14 protein-coding genes and 1 pseudogene are annotated in these 16,398 nt (G+C 60.1%); 8 read left to right on the top strand and 7 right to left on the bottom strand.

Translation table 11 applies throughout. The features are described from left to right. Positions 1 to 117 precede the first annotated feature (117 nt). Positions 118 to 501 (bottom strand): PaaI family thioesterase, encoded by a 384-nt coding sequence (locus tag B0W55_RS01290; RefSeq protein WP_077044243.1) that lies wholly within the window; start codon positions 499 to 501, stop codon positions 118 to 120. Then, the gene (locus B0W55_RS01285; RefSeq protein WP_077044242.1) at positions 501 to 2,825 is read right to left on the bottom strand and encodes a Tex family protein; all 2,325 of its coding nucleotides are present in this window, start codon (positions 2,823 to 2,825) and stop codon (positions 501 to 503) included. The genes B0W55_RS01290 and B0W55_RS01285 overlap by 1 nt, the downstream gene beginning before the upstream one ends. Before the next feature lie 361 nt (positions 2,826 to 3,186). Between B0W55_RS01285 and ompR the strand changes: the two genes are divergently transcribed. Beyond that, positions 3,187 to 3,927, top strand: coding sequence for a two-component system response regulator OmpR (gene ompR / locus B0W55_RS01280; RefSeq protein ID WP_047536233.1), 741 nt, complete (start codon positions 3,187 to 3,189; stop codon positions 3,925 to 3,927). Positions 3,928 to 4,027: 100 nt separating this feature from the next. Further along, the gene (locus tag B0W55_RS01275) at positions 4,028 to 5,341 is read left to right on the top strand and encodes an ATP-binding protein (protein WP_077044241.1); all 1,314 of its coding nucleotides are present in this window, start codon (positions 4,028 to 4,030) and stop codon (positions 5,339 to 5,341) included. A gap of 65 nt (positions 5,342 to 5,406) precedes the next feature. On the opposite strand, the gene rimK is transcribed toward B0W55_RS01275, so the two are convergent. Both rimK and B0W55_RS01265 read right to left on the bottom strand, forming a co-directional pair. After that, on the bottom strand, positions 5,407 to 6,312 hold the full coding sequence (gene rimK, locus B0W55_RS01270) for a 30S ribosomal protein S6--L-glutamate ligase (protein ID WP_034148478.1): 906 nt from the start codon (positions 6,310 to 6,312) through the stop codon (positions 5,407 to 5,409). Next, positions 6,309 to 6,770, bottom strand: coding sequence for an ATP-dependent zinc protease (locus B0W55_RS01265; RefSeq protein ID WP_175645451.1), 462 nt, complete (start codon positions 6,768 to 6,770; stop codon positions 6,309 to 6,311). Before B0W55_RS01265 ends, rimK begins: the two co-directional genes overlap by 4 nt. Before the next feature lie 234 nt (positions 6,771 to 7,004). On the opposite strand from B0W55_RS01265, the gene B0W55_RS01260 reads away from it, so the two are divergent. The 3 genes from B0W55_RS01260 to B0W55_RS01250 all read left to right on the top strand — a co-directional run bounded on the left by B0W55_RS01260 (position 7,005) and on the right by B0W55_RS01250 (position 10,240). Next, positions 7,005 to 7,412 carry an RNA-binding S4 domain-containing protein gene (locus tag B0W55_RS01260; protein WP_077044239.1) on the top strand — a complete coding sequence of 136 codons (408 nt, stop codon included), beginning with the start codon at positions 7,005 to 7,007 and terminating at the stop codon, positions 7,410 to 7,412. Between the two features lie 202 nt (positions 7,413 to 7,614). Next, positions 7,615 to 8,517, top strand: a complete 903-nt coding sequence (gene hslO / locus B0W55_RS01255; protein ID WP_077044238.1) for an Hsp33 family molecular chaperone HslO — start codon at positions 7,615 to 7,617, stop codon at positions 8,515 to 8,517. 181 nt (positions 8,518 to 8,698) lie between these two features. Beyond that, positions 8,699 to 10,240 carry a phosphoenolpyruvate carboxykinase gene (locus B0W55_RS01250; RefSeq protein WP_077044237.1) on the top strand — a complete coding sequence of 514 codons (1,542 nt, stop codon included), beginning with the start codon at positions 8,699 to 8,701 and terminating at the stop codon, positions 10,238 to 10,240. A 60-nt stretch (positions 10,241 to 10,300) separates the two neighbouring features. Here B0W55_RS01250 and B0W55_RS01245 read toward each other — a convergent pair whose 3' ends face one another. Together B0W55_RS01245 and B0W55_RS01240 are read right to left on the bottom strand one after the other, a co-directional pair. Next, a complete protein-coding gene (locus B0W55_RS01245; protein ID WP_077044276.1) occupies positions 10,301 to 11,155 on the bottom strand; it encodes a DMT family transporter in 855 nt (284 codons plus the stop codon). 42 nt (positions 11,156 to 11,197) lie between these two features. Beyond that, positions 11,198 to 11,377: pseudogene (locus tag B0W55_RS01240) on the bottom strand (hypothetical protein); the annotation flags it as partial. A gap of 327 nt (positions 11,378 to 11,704) precedes the next feature. Between B0W55_RS01240 and B0W55_RS01235 the strand changes: the two are divergent. The 3 genes from B0W55_RS01235 to B0W55_RS01225 all read left to right on the top strand — a co-directional run bounded on the left by B0W55_RS01235 (position 11,705) and on the right by B0W55_RS01225 (position 15,560). After that, complete coding sequence (locus tag B0W55_RS01235; RefSeq protein ID WP_077044236.1) at positions 11,705 to 13,639, top strand: ATP-dependent DNA helicase RecQ; 1,935 nt, start codon at positions 11,705 to 11,707, stop codon at positions 13,637 to 13,639. Positions 13,640 to 13,755: 116 nt separating this feature from the next. Continuing rightward, positions 13,756 to 14,982 (top strand): 3-hydroxyacyl-CoA dehydrogenase, encoded by a 1,227-nt coding sequence (locus B0W55_RS01230; protein ID WP_077044235.1) that lies wholly within the window; start codon positions 13,756 to 13,758, stop codon positions 14,980 to 14,982. 158 nt (positions 14,983 to 15,140) lie between these two features. Continuing rightward, the gene (locus B0W55_RS01225; protein WP_077044234.1) at positions 15,141 to 15,560 is read left to right on the top strand and encodes a thioesterase family protein; all 420 of its coding nucleotides are present in this window, start codon (positions 15,141 to 15,143) and stop codon (positions 15,558 to 15,560) included. Between the two features lie 67 nt (positions 15,561 to 15,627). Here the strand turns inward: B0W55_RS01225 and B0W55_RS01220 are convergent, their stop codons facing one another. Then, on the bottom strand, positions 15,628 to 16,107 hold the full coding sequence (locus tag B0W55_RS01220; protein WP_077044233.1) for a glycine zipper domain-containing protein: 480 nt from the start codon (positions 16,105 to 16,107) through the stop codon (positions 15,628 to 15,630). Between the last annotated feature and the right edge of the window lie 291 nt (positions 16,108 to 16,398).

Raw genomic sequence — 16,398 nt, 5'->3', positions numbered from 1 at the left:
GCGTCAGGCGACTTCAATCTTGACTGATACACCGCTTTCGCGAGCAAGCCCGCTCCCACAAGGAATTGCGGCGCAGCTTTCATTGCGCCGAAATTACCTCAAATCGATGACTTCTAGCTACAGGACAGCGAAGGTGCCTTGCGCTTTTGCGACCAGTTTGTCGCCCTGCATCACGTCGGCTTCGACCACCAGCGTGCGCCGGCCCGGGTGGATCACCCGTGCCGTGCACATCACCTCACCGTCAGCGACGGCGCGGATGTAGTTGATCTTGCACTCGATGGTCGCGCTCTGCTGGTCAAAGCCGTGGGTGCTGGAACAGGCCAGCCCCATGGCAATGTCCACCAGGCTGAACAAGGCCCCGCCGTGCATCTTTTGGGCGCGATTGCGCAAATGCGGCTCAAGGGCCAGGGCGACTTGCGCCACCCCGGTTTCCAGGCTGTGCAAACGGCAACCCAGCAGCTTGAAAAATGCGCTCTCGGTGTACCCGGCGGGGATCTCCATCAGCGTTTCTTCAACTGCTTGGCGTTGGCGAACAGCGAGGCCATGGCGTTGTTGGCCGGGGCCGCCGCCGTGGTTTCCTTGCGCGCAGCGGTATTCTGGGACTGGCGTGGCGCCGAACCCGGACGCGCTCCACGGGCACCGTCGATTTTCTCGCCCGGGGTGTCACTCATGCGCATCGACAGGCCGACGCGTTTGCGCGGGATGTCGACTTCCATGACCTTCACTTTCACCACGTCACCGGCTTTCACTGCCTCGCGAGGATCTTTGATGAATTTCTCCGAAAGCGCAGAGATATGCACCAAACCGTCCTGATGTACGCCGATGTCAACGAAGGCGCCGAAGTTGGTCACGTTGGTCACCACCCCTTCGAGGATCATGCCCGGTTGCAGGTCCTTGAGGTCTTCGACGCCTTCCTGGAACTCGGCGGTCTTGAATTCCGGACGCGGGTCGCGGCCCGGTTTTTCCAGTTCTTGCAGAATGTCGGTGACGGTCGGCAGGCCGAAGGTTTCGTCGGTGTACTTCTTCGGGTCCAGACGCTTGAGGAACGCGGCATCGCCAATCAGCGAGCGGATGTCGCGGTCGGTCTCGGCGGCGATGCGCTGCACCAGCGGATAGGCTTCCGGGTGAACCGCAGACGAATCCAGTGGGTTTTCGCCGTTCATGACCCGCAGGAAGCCAGCGGCCTGTTCGAAGGTTTTTTCACCCAGACGTGCGACTTTCTTCAAGGCTGCACGGGTTTTGAACGCGCCGTGCTCGTCACGATGGCTGACGATGTTCTGCGCCAGGGTCGCGTTGAGGCCGGAGATACGCGCCAGCAACGCCACCGACGCAGTGTTCACGTCCACGCCGACGGCGTTTACACAGTCTTCGACCACGGCGTCCAGGCCACGGGCCAGTTTCAGCTGGGAAACGTCGTGCTGGTATTGGCCGACCCCGATGGATTTCGGATCGATCTTCACCAACTCCGCCAATGGGTCCTGCAGGCGACGGGCAATCGATACTGCGCCACGGATCGACACGTCCAGGTCCGGGAACTCCTTGGACGCCAGTTCCGATGCCGAATAAACCGACGCACCTGCCTCGGACACCATGACCTTGGTCATCTTCATGGCTGGGTATTTTTTGATCAGTTCGGCGGCCAGCTTGTCGGTTTCGCGGCTGGCGGTGCCGTTGCCAATGGCGATCAGATCGACCGAGTGCTTGGCGCACAGGGCGGCCAGGATTGCGATGGTCTGGTCCCATTTGTTGTGCGGTACGTGCGGGTAGACCGTGGCGTGATCCAGCAGCTTGCCGGTGGCATCGACCACGGCAACCTTGCAACCGGTACGCAGGCCCGGGTCGAGGCCCAGGGTGGCGCGTGGGCCGGCCGGGGCCGACAGCAGCAAGTCGTGCAGGTTATGGGCGAAGACGTTGATCGCCTCGGTTTCCGCGCCGTCGCGCAGTTCGCCCAGCAGGTCGGTTTCAAGGTGGGTATAGAGTTTGACCTTCCAGGTCCAGCGCACCACTTCGCCCAGCCATTTGTCGGCGGCACGGTTCTGGTTCTGGATGCCGAACTGCTGGCCGATCATGCCTTCGCACGGGTGCATGGTGCCCGGCAGCTCATCGCCGACTTTCAGCGCAGAGCTGAGGATGCCTTCGTTGCGGCCGCGGAAGATCGCCAGGGCGCGGTGCGATGGCATGCTTTTGAGCGGTTCGTCGTGTTCGAAGTAGTCGCGGAACTTGGCGCCTTCCTCTTCCTTGCCGGCGATCACGCGTGCACTGAGGGTGGCTTCCTGCTTGAGGTAGTTGCGCAGCTTGTCCAGCAGGCCGGCGTCCTCGGCAAAGCGCTCCATCAGGATGTACTTGGCGCCTTCGAGGGCAGCCTTCACATCAGCGACGCCTTTTTCGCCGTCGACGAAGCGTGCGGCTTCGGCTTCCGGGCTCAGGGTCGGGTCGTTGAACAAGCCGTCGGCCAGCTCGCCGAGGCCGGCTTCCAGGGCGATCTGGCCCTTGGTGCGGCGCTTCTGCTTGTACGGCAGGTACAGGTCTTCGAGGCGGGTCTTGGTGTCGGCGAGCTTGATGTCGCGCTCAAGTTGCGGGGTCAGCTTGCCTTGCTCCTGGATGCTGGCCAGGATGCTGATGCGCCGTTCGTCGAGTTCTCGCAGGTAGCGCAGACGCTCTTCCAGATGACGCAACTGGGTGTCATCGAGGCTGCCGGTCACTTCTTTCCGGTAACGGGCGATGAAGGGAACGGTAGAGCCTTCATCGAGTAGCGCGACGGCCGCTTCGACCTGTTGTGGGCGTACACCGAGTTCCTCGGCGATGCGGCTGTTGATGCTGTCCATAAAACCACCTGACAAATTGTGAAAGCAGGCTCGCAGGCGCAAGGATAGGGCCTTGGCGAGTCTGGTTGAGCGGCCTGGCCTGCGCCGCTGCCTGGGTCAAAAGGTATCCCGTTGACCCGTGAAATCGAACGATTACTGCCGGCGCCATGAAAATAAAAAGCGGCTGCCGGGGGTAACGATCAGACGTTGCCTGACACAAAAGGCCGCGCATTATAACCAGCGTTCAGCCCTTCGGGGGGTATCGCAGGCAGTGCGCCGATGCCCGGATTCCTGGCGCTGAAGGAAAAATCTGCTAACAATGCTCACGGTGCGTATAACGGCAGCTACGCCATAATGCGCGCCGAGATCAAAGGAGCATCCAATGAGCAGCACTGCAAACATTGCTGAAGGCGAAAAAATTCTTATTGTTGACGACGATCCGGGCCTCAGCAGCCTGCTGGAGCGTTTTTTCGTCAGCAAGGGCTACCGCGCCCGCGCCGTACCGAACACCGAACAAATGGACCGCCTGCTGGCGCGTGAAGTGTTCAACCTGGTCGTCCTCGACCTGATGCTGCCCGGCGAAGACGGCCTGACCGCCTGCCGCCGCCTGCGTGGCGCGAACAACCAGATTCCCATCATCATGCTGACCGCCAAGGGCGACGAGCTGAGCCGTATCAAGGGCCTTGAACTGGGCGCCGACGATTACCTGGCCAAGCCGTTCAACCCCGATGAGCTGATGGCCCGTGTCAAAGCCGTCCTGCGTCGTCAGTCCGCACCCGTACCGGGCGCGCCGGGCAGCGAAGATGAAAGCGTGACCTTCGGGGACTACGAATTGTCCCTGGCCACCCGCGAGCTCAAGCGCGGTGAAGAAGTGCACATGCTCACTACCGGTGAGTTCGCGGTACTCAAGGCGCTGGTGATGAACGCCCGCCAACCGCTGACCCGCGACAAGCTGATGAACCTGGCCCGTGGCCGCGAATGGGATGCCCTGGAGCGTTCCATCGATGTGCAGATCTCCCGTCTGCGCCGGATGATCGAACCCGATCCGTCCAAACCGCGCTACATCCAGACTGTCTGGGGCGTGGGCTACGTGTTCGTTCCGGACGGCACCGCCACCAAGTGATCGGCCAATTGCAGGGGCGGGTCTCTCGGACGTTGTCCGCAGACTCGCGACCGGCAATATGCGAGCATCGCTCGTTCCTGCAAGTACGTAGCACTTATCCATGAAAACCCCGGTTTGGTTTCCCCAGAGTTTCTTCTCCCGCACCCTTTGGCTGGTGCTGATCGTCGTCCTGTTTTCCAAGGCACTGACCCTGGTTTATCTGTTGATGAACGAAGACGTGCTGGTGGACCGACAATACAGCCACGGTGTCGCCCTGACATTGCGCGCCTATTGGGCAGCCGACGAAAACAACCGCGACAAGATTGCCGAAGCCGCGACCCTGATCCGGGTGGTGGGTGCCGGTGTGCCGGAAGGCGAACAACACTGGCCTTACAGCGAAATCTACCAGCGGCAGATGCAGGCCGAGTTGGGGGCCGACACTGAAGTTCGATTGCGCATGCACACGCCACCGGCGTTGTGGGTCCGAGCGCCAAGCCTGGGTGACGGCTGGCTGAAAGTGCCGTTGTACCCGCATCCGTTGCGCGGTCAGAAAATCTGGAACGTGCTTGGCTGGTTCCTGGCCATCGGCTTGCTGTCCACGGCATCGGCATGGATTTTCGTCAGCCAGCTCAACCAACCCCTCAAACGTCTGGTCTATGCCGCGCGGCAACTCGGCCAGGGAAGAAGCGTGCGTCTGCCGATCAGCGACACGCCCAGTGAAATGACCGAGGTGTATCGCGCCTTCAACCAGATGGCCGAAGACGTCGAACAGGCCGGGCGTGAACGTGAACTGATGTTGGCCGGGGTATCCCATGACTTGCGTACGCCGCTGACCCGCTTACGCCTGTCACTGGAGCTGATGGGCGACCGCAACGACCTGACCGATGACATGGTCCGCGACATCGAAGACATGGATGCGATTCTCGACCAGTTCCTGGCGTTCATCCGCGACGGCCGCGACGAGTCGGTGGAAGAGGTGGACCTCAGCGATCTGGTTCGCGAAGTCGCCGCGCCGTACAACCAGAGCGAAGAGAAAGTGCACTTGCGCCTGGAGCCGATCCAGCCGTTTCCGTTGCGCCGGGTTTCGATGAAGCGACTGCTGAACAATCTGATCGGCAACGCACTGCACCACGCCGGCAGTGGAGTTGAAGTGGCCGCCTACGTTTCGGGAGATACGGCTGCTCCGTACGTGGTGCTCAGTGTCATGGATCGGGGTGCGGGAATCGATTCATCGGAACTGGAAGCCATCTTCAACCCTTTCACTCGTGGTGACCGCGCCAGAGGTGGTAAAGGCACCGGATTGGGCTTGGCAATCGTGAAGCGAATCGCCTCGATGCATGGCGGCAATGTCGAACTTCGCAACCGTGAAGGTGGCGGGCTTGAAGCGCGGGTGCGGTTGCCGTTGGGACTTATGTTGCCGCGAGATGCCGTTTAGAGGCCTGAGTCTTAGGTGTGACTGACGGCCTCTTCGCGGCATTTCTGCCACCGCAAAGGCTCGAGTCAACCCTTGCCTTTGGTCCGGGTCATGTTCGGCCCGCCATTCTTCTCCAGATGTTCGATGATGATCCCCGCCACATTCTTGCCGGTGGTGGTTTCGATGCCCTCGAGGCCCGGTGATGAGTTCACTTCCATCACCAACGGCCCGTGATTGGAGCGCAGGATATCCACCCCCGCCACCGCCAACCCCATGACCTTCGCTGCCCGCAATGCAGTCATGCGCTCTTCCGGGGTGATCTTGATCAGGCTGGCGCTGCCGCCGCGATGCAGGTTGGAGCGGAACTCGCCGGGCTTGGCCTGGCGCTTCATCGCGGCAATCACCTTGTCACCCACCACGAAGCAGCGAATGTCGGCACCGCCGGCCTCCTTGATGTACTCCTGAACCATGATGTTTTGTTTGAGGCCCATGAACGCCTCGATCACCGATTCCGCCGCGGTGGCGGTTTCGCACAGCACCACACCGATGCCCTGGGTGCCTTCGAGCACCTTGATCACCAGCGGCGCGCCGTTGACCATGGCGATCAGATCGGGAATGTCGTCGGGGGAGTGGGCGAACCCGGTGACCGGCAATCCGATCCCGCGCCGTGACAGCAATTGCAACGAGCGCAGCTTGTCCCGCGAGCGGGCAATGGCCACCGATTCGTTAAGCGGAAACACGCCCATCATTTCAAACTGGCGCAACACCGCGCAGCCATAAAAGGTCACGGATGCACCGATCCGTGGAATCACCGCGTCGAATCCTTCAAGCGGTTTGCCGCGATAATGAATTTGCGGCTTGTGGCTGGCGATGTTCATGTAGGCGCGCAGGGTGTCGACCACCACCATTTCATGGCCGCGCTCGGTACCGGCTTCGACCAGGCGACGGGTGGAATACAGACGCGGGTTACGCGACAGCACAGCGATCTTCATGCAACACCTGTGGAAGAGGTAGATACCGGGAACACCGGCTTGTCTTGTACATATTTGATGCCCGGATTGACCACCAACTGGCCGTCGATCAGGGCTTTTGAGCCGAGTAGCAGGCGATAACGCATGGACTTGCGGCAGGCGAGGGTGAACTCGACCCGCCAGACCCGATCACCGAGGGCCAGGGTGGTACTGATCACGTATCGCACCTGCGCGTGACCGTTAGAGCTTTTAATGGTTTTCATTGTCACCAGCGGGGCTTCGCAACGACGGTGACGCAGTTGCACCACCGTGCCCAGGTGCGCCGTGAAGCGCACCCACTGCTCGCCATCGCGATCGAACCGTTCGATGTCGGTGGCATGCAGGCTGGAGGTACTGGCGCCGGTGTCGATTTTCGCGCGAAGGCCGGCGACTCCCAGATCCGGGAGAGCCACCCACTCGCGCAGACCGACAACGGTCAAATGGTCAAATGTCTTCAAAATTGCTCAACCGGTAGAAACCGCAGTGGCCGCTAGCGGCCGAAATTCGCGGTATTCACGCAGAATAATGGTTAAAAGGCGACAGATATCTACGGCCCCGATTTCCAGCCTCGATGGAAGGTTAGGAAATGTCGGGATTGGAATCCGTGACCACTTGGCTCTTGGTACGACAGAACGGTAGTACAGTTCACCAATATTTCAGAACGAGGAAATCCCATGGCACAAAAAAACGAAGAGGACGATAAAGTCCGCCTCGATAAATGGTTGTGGGCTGCGCGTTTTTACAAAACCCGCGCCCTGGCCAAAGCGGCCATTGAAAGCGGCAAGGTGCATTGCCGGGGCGAGCGTTGCAAGCCTGGCAAAGAGCCGCGAATTGGCGATGAGTTCGTGATTCGCACCGGTTTTGATGAGCGCACGGTGGTGGTCCAGGCACTTTCAATCGTGCGCCGTGGCGCCCCGGAGGCGCAGACGCTTTATGCGGAGACCGAAGCCAGTATCGCCAAGCGTGAAAATGCGGCGGCCCAACGCAAGGCGGGCGCCCTGGGCGTGAGCACCGACGGCAAGCCGAGCAAAAAGCAGCGGCGGGACCTGTTCAAGTTTCGTGACAGCGGTAGCGGCGAGTAATGCGTCTTGAGGGCCTTTGCTCAAGGCAGACTTGCAATTGGGCGGATGAGCAACCATATCGGGGGATTCCCCGACGGCCAGCGAGCCAATAAATAGCCGCTCGTCGAAAATCACTACAGCATCCGACCCCATGGGCCATAAAGAGGGCCTAGGGCGTCAGAGGCGTTGAACCCTATTTTTTACAATTCAGATACCCAGACTTATGACCGACCTACCGGATACCGACTTCACCCAACGCTTCATCTTCGATGACAGCGACACCCGTGGCGAGCTGGTCTCGCTGGAACTCAGCTACGCCGAAGTCCTGGCCAAACACGCCTATCCGGAACCGGTCGCGCAACTGCTCGGTGAGCTGATGGCGGCTGCCTCGCTGCTGGTGGGTACCTTGAAGTTCGACGGTTTGCTGATCCTTCAGGCACGCTCCGAAGGCCCAATCCCGTTGCTGATGATCGAGTGCTCCAGCGAGCGCGACATTCGTGGCCTGGCCCGTTACGAGGCGGATCGGATCGCGCCCGACGCCACGCTGAGCGACCTGATGCCGGACGGTTCGCTGACACTGACCATCGACCCGATACAGGGCCAGCGTTACCAGGGCGTCGTCGATCTCGATGGCGAAACTCTGTCTGACTGCTTCACCAATTACTTCGTCATGTCGCAGCAGATCGGCACGCGCATCAAGCTCTGCGCCGATGGCCGTCGCGCCCGTGGCATGCTGCTGCAGCAACTTCCGGCCGACCGCTTGAAAGACGAAGAGGAGCGCGCCGACAGCTGGCAACACCTCACCGCGCTGGCCGGGACACTGACCGCCGATGAGCTGCTGAGCCTGGACAACGAAACCGTGCTGCACCGTCTCTACCACGAAGAGCAGGTGCGTCTGTTCGACGTGCAGAAGCTGCGTTTCCGCTGCAGTTGTTCGCGCGAACGTTCAGCCAATGCGCTGGTCAGTCTGGGTATGGAAGACGCGCAAAACCTGGTGGTCGAACACGGTGGCCACATCGAGATCGACTGCCAGTTCTGCAACCAGCAGTACCTGTTCGACGCCGCCGATGTCGCTCAATTGTTCGCCGGCGCGGGCGTCGATACGCCGTCAGATACCCGTCACTAAAACGGTTCAGCGCAGGTAAATTCACTGGTTAGTGCCGGAATAACGCCGTTACGACGGGAGGGCCCTACTCTTTTTGGGCTTTTCTGGCATAATCCGGCCCACTTTTTTCGCGGTAGTAGTGCACGACTTTCTACTACAAAACGTTTGGAGCACACTCGGCCAGTGGCCGACGGGGAAACTCATGACGCAAGCCAATAACGCCGTGTACACCGATCTGAGTGTTGATGATCTGGTTAAAGAAGCCCTGAAACGCGGTGAGGGCGAGCTTGCCGATACCGGCGCACTGGTTGTTCGTACCGGTCACCGCACCGGCCGTTCGCCAGTCGATCGTTTCATTGTTGAAGAGCCAAGCACTCAGGCTGCCATCGCCTGGGGCCCGATCAACCGCAAGTTCCCGGCTGACAAGTTCGATGCCTTGTGGGCTCGCGTCGAGGCATTCAACAACGCGCAAGAGCACTTCGTTTCCCACGTCCACGTAGGTGCCGCCTCCGAGCACTACCTGGCAGTGAAAATGACCACCCAGACTGCCTGGCAGAACCTGTTCGGTCGTTGCCTGTTCATCAATCCGGCCCAGTACAACCCGGCTGGCCGTGAAGAGTGGCAAGTGCTCAACGTTGCCAACTTCGAGTGCGTGCCTGAGCGTGACGGCACCAACTCCGATGGCTGCGTGATCCTCAACTTCGCACAGAAAAAAGTGCTGATCGCCGGCATGCGTTACGCCGGTGAAATGAAGAAAGCCATGTTCTCGGTGCAGAACTTCCTGCTGCCGGCCGCCGACGTGCTGCCAATGCACTGCGCCGCCAACATCGGTGAAGAGGGCGACGTGACCCTGTTCTTCGGTCTGTCCGGCACCGGCAAGACCACCCTGTCCGCCGACGAAAGCCGTTACCTGATCGGTGACGACGAACACGGTTGGGGCGAAGGCGTGGTGTTCAACATCGAAGGCGGTTGCTATGCCAAGTGCATCGACCTGTCCGAGAAGAACGAGCCGGTCATCTGGAAAGCCATCAAGCACGGCGCCGTACTGGAAAACGTCGTTATCGACGATGCCAAACACGCCGACTACGCCGACGTCAGCCTGACCCAGAACAGCCGCGCCGCCTACCCGCTGGAGCACGTTGCCAAGCGTTCCGAGAAGAACCTGGGCGGCGAGCCGAACGCTGTGATCTTCCTGACCTGCGACCTGACCGGCGTACTGCCGCCCGTGTCGATCCTCAACGAAGAGCAAGCGGCCTACCACTTCCTGTCCGGTTACACCGCTCTGGTGGGCTCGACGGAAATGGGTTCGGGCAGCGGCATCAAGTCGACCTTCTCCACCTGCTTCGGCGCACCGTTCTTCCCGCGTCCGGCTGGCGAATACGCAGAGCTGCTGATCAAGCGCATCCGCGGCTTCGGTTCCAAGGTCTACCTGGTCAATACCGGTTGGACCGGCGGTGGCTACGGCGTCGGCAAGCGCTTCAACATCCCGACCACCCGTGCGGTGATCGCGGCGATCCAGAGCGGCGCGCTGATCGGTACCGAGACCGAACACCTGGACACCATCAACCTCGACGTGCCACTGGCCGTACCGGGCGTTGAGACTGGCCTGCTGAACCCACGCAACACCTGGGCTGACAAAGCCGCCTACGACGAAGCCGCCAAGGCACTGGCCGGCCTGTTCATCGAGAACTTCAAGAAGTTCGAAGTGAGCGACGCGATCAAGGCTGCGGGTCCAAAGCTGTAAGCGTTGGTTTGAAGCCATGAAAAAGCCGCACCTCTGGGCGGCTTTTTTGTGTGCGACGTTTCAGGTTTTCAGGTGTAACACCAACGCCCCGAGCAACACCAGTACCACCCCCAATACCTGCACCTTGGTCAGCCGCTCCTTGAAAAACAGGTAGCCCAGAATCGCCGCGATGCCGCCCGATAATGTGCTGATCACCGTCACCACCGAAACCGACCCGGCCACCGCGCCCCAGGCAAAGGCTGAAAAACCGCCGAGGTTCATCAGGCTTGCGCCGGTCAGTGTCACGCAGTTTTTCAGTGGCGGGATTTTCAAGCCGTCGTCGATCCGAAGGACGATCACTACCAGCACGATCAAACCGATCAGGTACGCCAGCCACAGCATCGTCACAGGCCCCAGTGCCGGCAGTACAAATTGGCCTTGCAGCCAGAAACTGGTGCCGTAGAGCAGCGCTGCCAGTAGCGCGTAGGTTATGGAACCGCTCGCCTGTGTGGTGTGGGGCACCTTGGGTTCTGAGTGGATGCTGGAAAGGACCACGCCGATCACGCACAGGGCGATGCACGACAATTGAAGCAGGTTGATGTGTTCACCCGCGGCCCAGGACAGCAGCGTCGTCACGACCCCGTAAGTGGTCACCAACGGCGCCACGATCGAGGCTTTACCCAAGGCAAAGGCCTTGGAAAGCGCCAGCGCGCCGGACACGGTCAATATCGCCGCGACCATCCCGAGCAACCAGGTTTGCAGCGGTGCGGCCATGGACCGAAGTATGAAGGCGGGGAAGGCAATCAGCAGCAGGCTCATGATGGTAAAGCCCAGTGCCTGACCGAAATACACAGCCCGTTTGACCCCAACGGCACGGGCGTTCACGCCGACCAGAAAATCAGTGCCACCCCACAGCAAGGCGGCCAACAACCCCATCAGTACGTCCACGCAATGTCCTTATCGTTATGCACTGCGACGTTACAGGCCTTCCAGCTCCTGAGTGTCCCAGCGTTGGGCCTGGATTGCCCGGTAGAGCATGCCGATGGTCAATGCCACTTTGTCATCGCGACCCTTGGCCTTACGCGTTAGATACACATCGTAGCCTTCGGGTTGAAAATAGCGATAGCTGTCGCAATCCACGAAATCGAGGTGCAATTGACAGCTACAGCCCGGACTATAGATTTGAACGCTCGCCTGTCGATAGGCGATAGGGCGTTGCTACAGATTTATCTTTGTGCGGACGTGCGACAGTTGGACCGCTTTACCCTTCTTCGCGAGCAAGCCCGCTCCCACATTGAGCCGCGTACCCAGAGCAACTCGGTCAACTGTGGGAGCGGGCTTGCTCGCGTAAGCGAGCTGTCAGTCGCCGCCTCCTTCAGCCATCCGCTGTATCATCCCGTATCGCTTTACCCCCGACCTTTTCTCGACTCGCTGCCATCACCGGCTAGGCTTTGCCCATCGCAGCAGTCAACGGAGTGACAGCTTATGCACAACACCCTGGAACAGGTTTTCGGTTATCCACAGTTTCGACCCGGCCAGGAGAAGGCGATCAGCGCAGTGCTGGCCGGGCGCTCAGCGGCGGCGATTTTTCCCACAGGTTCCGGTAAATCCCTGTGCTATCAACTGTCGGCGGTACTGCTGCCGCACCTGACGCTGGTGGTCTCGCCGTTGCTGGCGTTGATGCAGGATCAATTGGAGTTCCTGCAGCGTCACGGCATTGCCGCCGGCAGTATCGATTCGGTGCAGAGTCGCGATGACGCCAGTGATGTCATGGCCCGTGCCAGATCTGGCGAATTGAAGATTCTGATGGTTTCTGTGGAGCGCCTGAAAAACGAGCGTTTTCGCAACTTCCTGCAACAGATCCCTATCTCTCTGCTGGTGGTGGACGAGGCGCACTGCATCTCCGAATGGGGCCACAACTTCCGCCCGGATTACCTCAAGCTTCCGGACTATCAACGCCAGTTCAACATCCCGCAGGTCTTGTTGCTGACCGCCACTGCGACGCCCAAGGTCATCGCCGACATGCAGGCCAAGTTCGCCATCGCTCCCGAAGACGTGGTGACCACAGGCTTTTACCGGCCGAACCTCAACCTATGGGTCGAGCCGGTGCGCGGGCAGGACAAGCGCCGACGCCTGGTCGAGTGGATGGGGCAGCGTCCCGATCAGCCAGGCATCGTCTACGTCACCCTGCAGAAAACCGCTGAGCACATTGCCGAACATCTTCAGCGCAATGGCATTCAGGCCGAGGCTTATCATGCCGGATTGCCCCATGATCAGCGCGAAGCCATCCAGAAACGCTTCATGGGCGGACAGTCCAATTGCATCGTTGCCACCATCGCCTTCGGCATGGGCATCGACAAGAGCGATATTCGCAACGTGGTGCATTTCGATCTGCCCAAATCCATCGAAAACTACAGCCAGGAAATCGGCCGTGCCGGACGTGACGGTCAGCCTTCTGACTGCCTCGTATTGGCCAACCGCGACAGCCTCAACGTGCTGGAAAACTTCGTCTACGGCGACACGCCTGAACTGGACGGCATCCGCCACGTGCTCGATGAATTGCAAGCAGGCGCACCTGAAGGGCAGTGGGAGTTTCTGCTTGGACCGCTGGCCGATCAGAGCAACATCCGTCAGCTCCCGCTCAAGACCTTGCTGGTGCAACTGGAGTTGCGTGGCCTGATTGCACCGCGCTACGCCTACTACGCCGAGTACCGGTTCAAATATCTGGAGGAGCCTGAAGCCTTGCTGACCCGTTTCGAGGGCGAGCGCAGGGATTTCGTCGCCGCGATCATCCAGACCTCCAAACGCGCACGGGCCTGGGCCACGGTGAATTTCGATCTGTTGTATGAGCACTATCAAGCCCCGCGCGAGCGGGTGGTCAAGGCGCTGGATTACTTTCAGGAAAAGGGTTTGGTGGAGCTGGAAAGCAAGCAGATGACTGAGGTCTACAGCGTGCTGCAACGCAACATCGACAGCATTGCGCTGAGTCAGGAACTGCACGGGTATTTCACTCGGCACGAGCACACCGAGATCGCCCGAATTCACGCCATGCTTGATCTGTTCTCGACCGATCGCTGCCTGGGTTATCGCCTGGCCGGGTACTTTGGCGACCACGATGCGCCGCGCCAGTGTGGGCATTGCTCGGTTTGTCACGGTCAAGTGGCTCGGTTGCCAGAGCCCCCGGCATTACCGCCCCTTGTGGATAAAAACTTCGAGGCATTGTGTGGCGAATTTATCCACAGGCATGAACAGCACACCGGGCAGGTGCCGTCGGCGGAACGGGTGACGCGGTTCCTGTGCGGGATCAGCGTGCCGTTGTTTACCAAGCTCAAGGTTCGCGCAATTGCCGGGTATGCAGTGCTCGAGGATTATCCGTACGCGCAAGTCAGGGCGTGGGCCGAGAAGCATCTGGTGGGTTGAATATGGGGAGCATATCCATGCGCTGAATGTTGCCCATCACAGGAATAAATTTCAAAAATGTGCGATGGCTGACTATGGTGGGGACTGTCTTTGGATCGCCAACAAGAGAACACAACATGAGCCAGACACCGTTCAATATTCAGCGCGCAGCCGTGATCGGCGCGGGCACCATGGGTCGGGGCATCGTCATGTGCCTGGCCAATGCCGGCGTGGCGGTGCAGTGGGTCGATAACAATCCGCAAATGCTTGAACAGGCACTGGCCGCTGTTGCCGACACCTATGCCCACAGCGTGCGCCAGGAACGCATCGACCAGGCCGAGGCAGACGCGCGCATCGCTCGCGTCACGGCAGTTGCCGATTACGCAGCGATCGCTGATGTAGATCTGGTCATCGAAGCCGTCTACGAAAACCTTGAACTCAAGCAAACAATCTTTCGCGAACTCGATGGCCTGCTCAAACCCCAAGCCATCCTGGCCAGCAACACCTCCGCGCTGGACATCGACGCCATCGCCGCTGTCACAAGCCGACCGCAACAAGTCCTCGGCCTGCACTTCTTCAGCCCGGCGCACATCATGAAACTGTTGGAAATCGTGCGCGGTGCCCAAACGGCGCCGGCCGTCCTCGAGGCCGCACTGGCACTGGGCAAGCGCATGGGCAAGGTCAGCGTGGTGGCAGGCAATTGCGACGGCTTCATCGGCAACCGCATGCTCAATACCTATGTGCTGGAAGCGCGCAAGATGCTGCTCGAAGGCGCGTATCCCTATCAGGTAGACGCCGCGCTGCAGGGTTTCGGCTTCGCCATGGGGCCGTTCCGCATGTTCGACGTGGTGGGTGTCGACCTGCAGTGGCGGGCGCGGCAACTGTCCGGTATCGGCCAGGATGCACCCGAGGTCCAGGTGGATAATCGTCTGTGTGAGTTGGGCCGCTTTGGCCAGAAAAGCGGCAACGGTTTTTACCATTACGAGCCGGGCAGTCGTCAGGCGGAGCATGATGTGACGGTCGATGCGTTGGTGCTGCAAGTCAGCGAAGGGCTGGGCTTGCAGCGCCGCGAGATTGGCTCGCAGGAGATTCTGGAGCGTTGTCTGCTGGCCTTGGTCAACGAGGGCGCGAAGATCCTGCAGGAAGGCATTGCCGGTTCAGCCCACGACATCGATCTGGTTTACCTCAACGGCTACGGCTTCCCGGCGGACAAGGGCGGGCCCATGGCCTGGGCGGATCAGCAAGGGCTGGCGGACATTCATCAGCGATTGCTGGCGCTGCAGACTCGCCAGGGTGATCACTGGAGTCCGGCGCGGTTGATTGGGGAGTTGGCGGCGGTGGGTAAAGGCTTTGCCGATCGGTAATCAATCTGGCGTCCGTGAGGGCGCCTTCGCGAGCAAGCCCGCTCCCACATGAGATCCGTGTCGTACACAGGTCTCATGTGGGAGCGGGCTTGCTCGCGAAGAACGATAACGCGGATTTTCGCCTTACACTGTCGATCCAACCTCAGGAATCAACACCGATGCCCCATCGCACCGACTACCCGCACTTCCAGCCCATCACCACCCGTTGGCACGACAACGACGCCTACGGCCACGTCAACAACGTCACCTACTACAGTTTCTTCGACACGGCCGTGAATACCTACCTGGTCGAAGTCGGCGGGCTGGATATTCACGATGGTGAGGTGGTGGGGTTCGTGGTGAGTTCGGCTTGCGATTACTTCGCCTCAATCGCGTTCCCGGACCGGATCGAGATTGGTCTGCGCGTGGGCAAGTTGGGCAACAGTTCGGTGCAATACGAATTGGCGGTGTTCAAGCAGGGCGAGGATGAGGCCTGCGCAGCGGGGCGTTTCGTGCATGTGTTTGTGGATCGAGGGTCGAATCAGCCAGTGGCGATTCCTGCCCGGTTGCGTGAGGCGCTGGAACGGTTGGTGGTTTGACGGGCAAAAAAATCGCAGCCCTGAGGCTGCGATTGTGGGGTCTATCCGTGGACGAGGCGCTCACGCCTCAGTCGTGATAGCGATGATGCTTGCGATGCCCGTAGGCATGACCGCGGCCCGGATGGCCACGGTAGTAGCGACGGTCGTCGTGACCACCACGATAGGAGCGACGATCATCGTCTTCATCGCTCTTGTTGCCCATATAGTTACCCAGCGCGCCACCGGCGCCGCCGCCTGCCGCAGAGCCGATCAGGCTGCCGGTGGTGCCGCCCATGCTGCGGCCGACCACGTTACCGCCTGCTGCGCCCAACGCACCGCCAATGGCTGCTTCGCCACGGCTGCGTTTGTCTGCGCCGACTGCGCTACCGCCCGCGCCGCCCAGGGCTGCGCCGATGGTGGAACCTGTGTTGCCGCCAAGTGACTGACCGACGACCGAGCCTAAAACCCCGCCCAATGCGCCGCCCACACCTGCTTCGGTGGTGCCGCCAGCAGAAGCAAAGCCACTGACCAGGCCAAGGGACAACAAGAGAATCGAGGAGAACTTCATGGAGGAACCTCAAGGGGATGACGGCGCGATCCTGAGGCTGTGTCATGAGTGTGACAATCGAAATCCGACGAATAACACGACTTCAGCACATTTACATAAGTTGCTGTTTTTTAGACGGAACTTAACGTTTTTTTGCCGGTCTTTTACTACTTCACAAAGGCTGTTTTCTCAGGAAAACGGCCTTTTTTGTGGGCGTTTGGAAAGTGATCGACTACAGAGACTCGCTCAATGGTCCAACGCATTCGCGAGCAAGCCCGCTCCCACATTAGATCACGGCTGCACGCAAAAAGA

Source organism: Pseudomonas sp. KK4, from assembly GCF_001984065.1.
Lineage (GTDB): Bacteria > Pseudomonadota > Gammaproteobacteria > Pseudomonadales > Pseudomonadaceae > Aquipseudomonas.
This window is presented reverse-complemented; position numbering and strand designations above follow the sequence as displayed.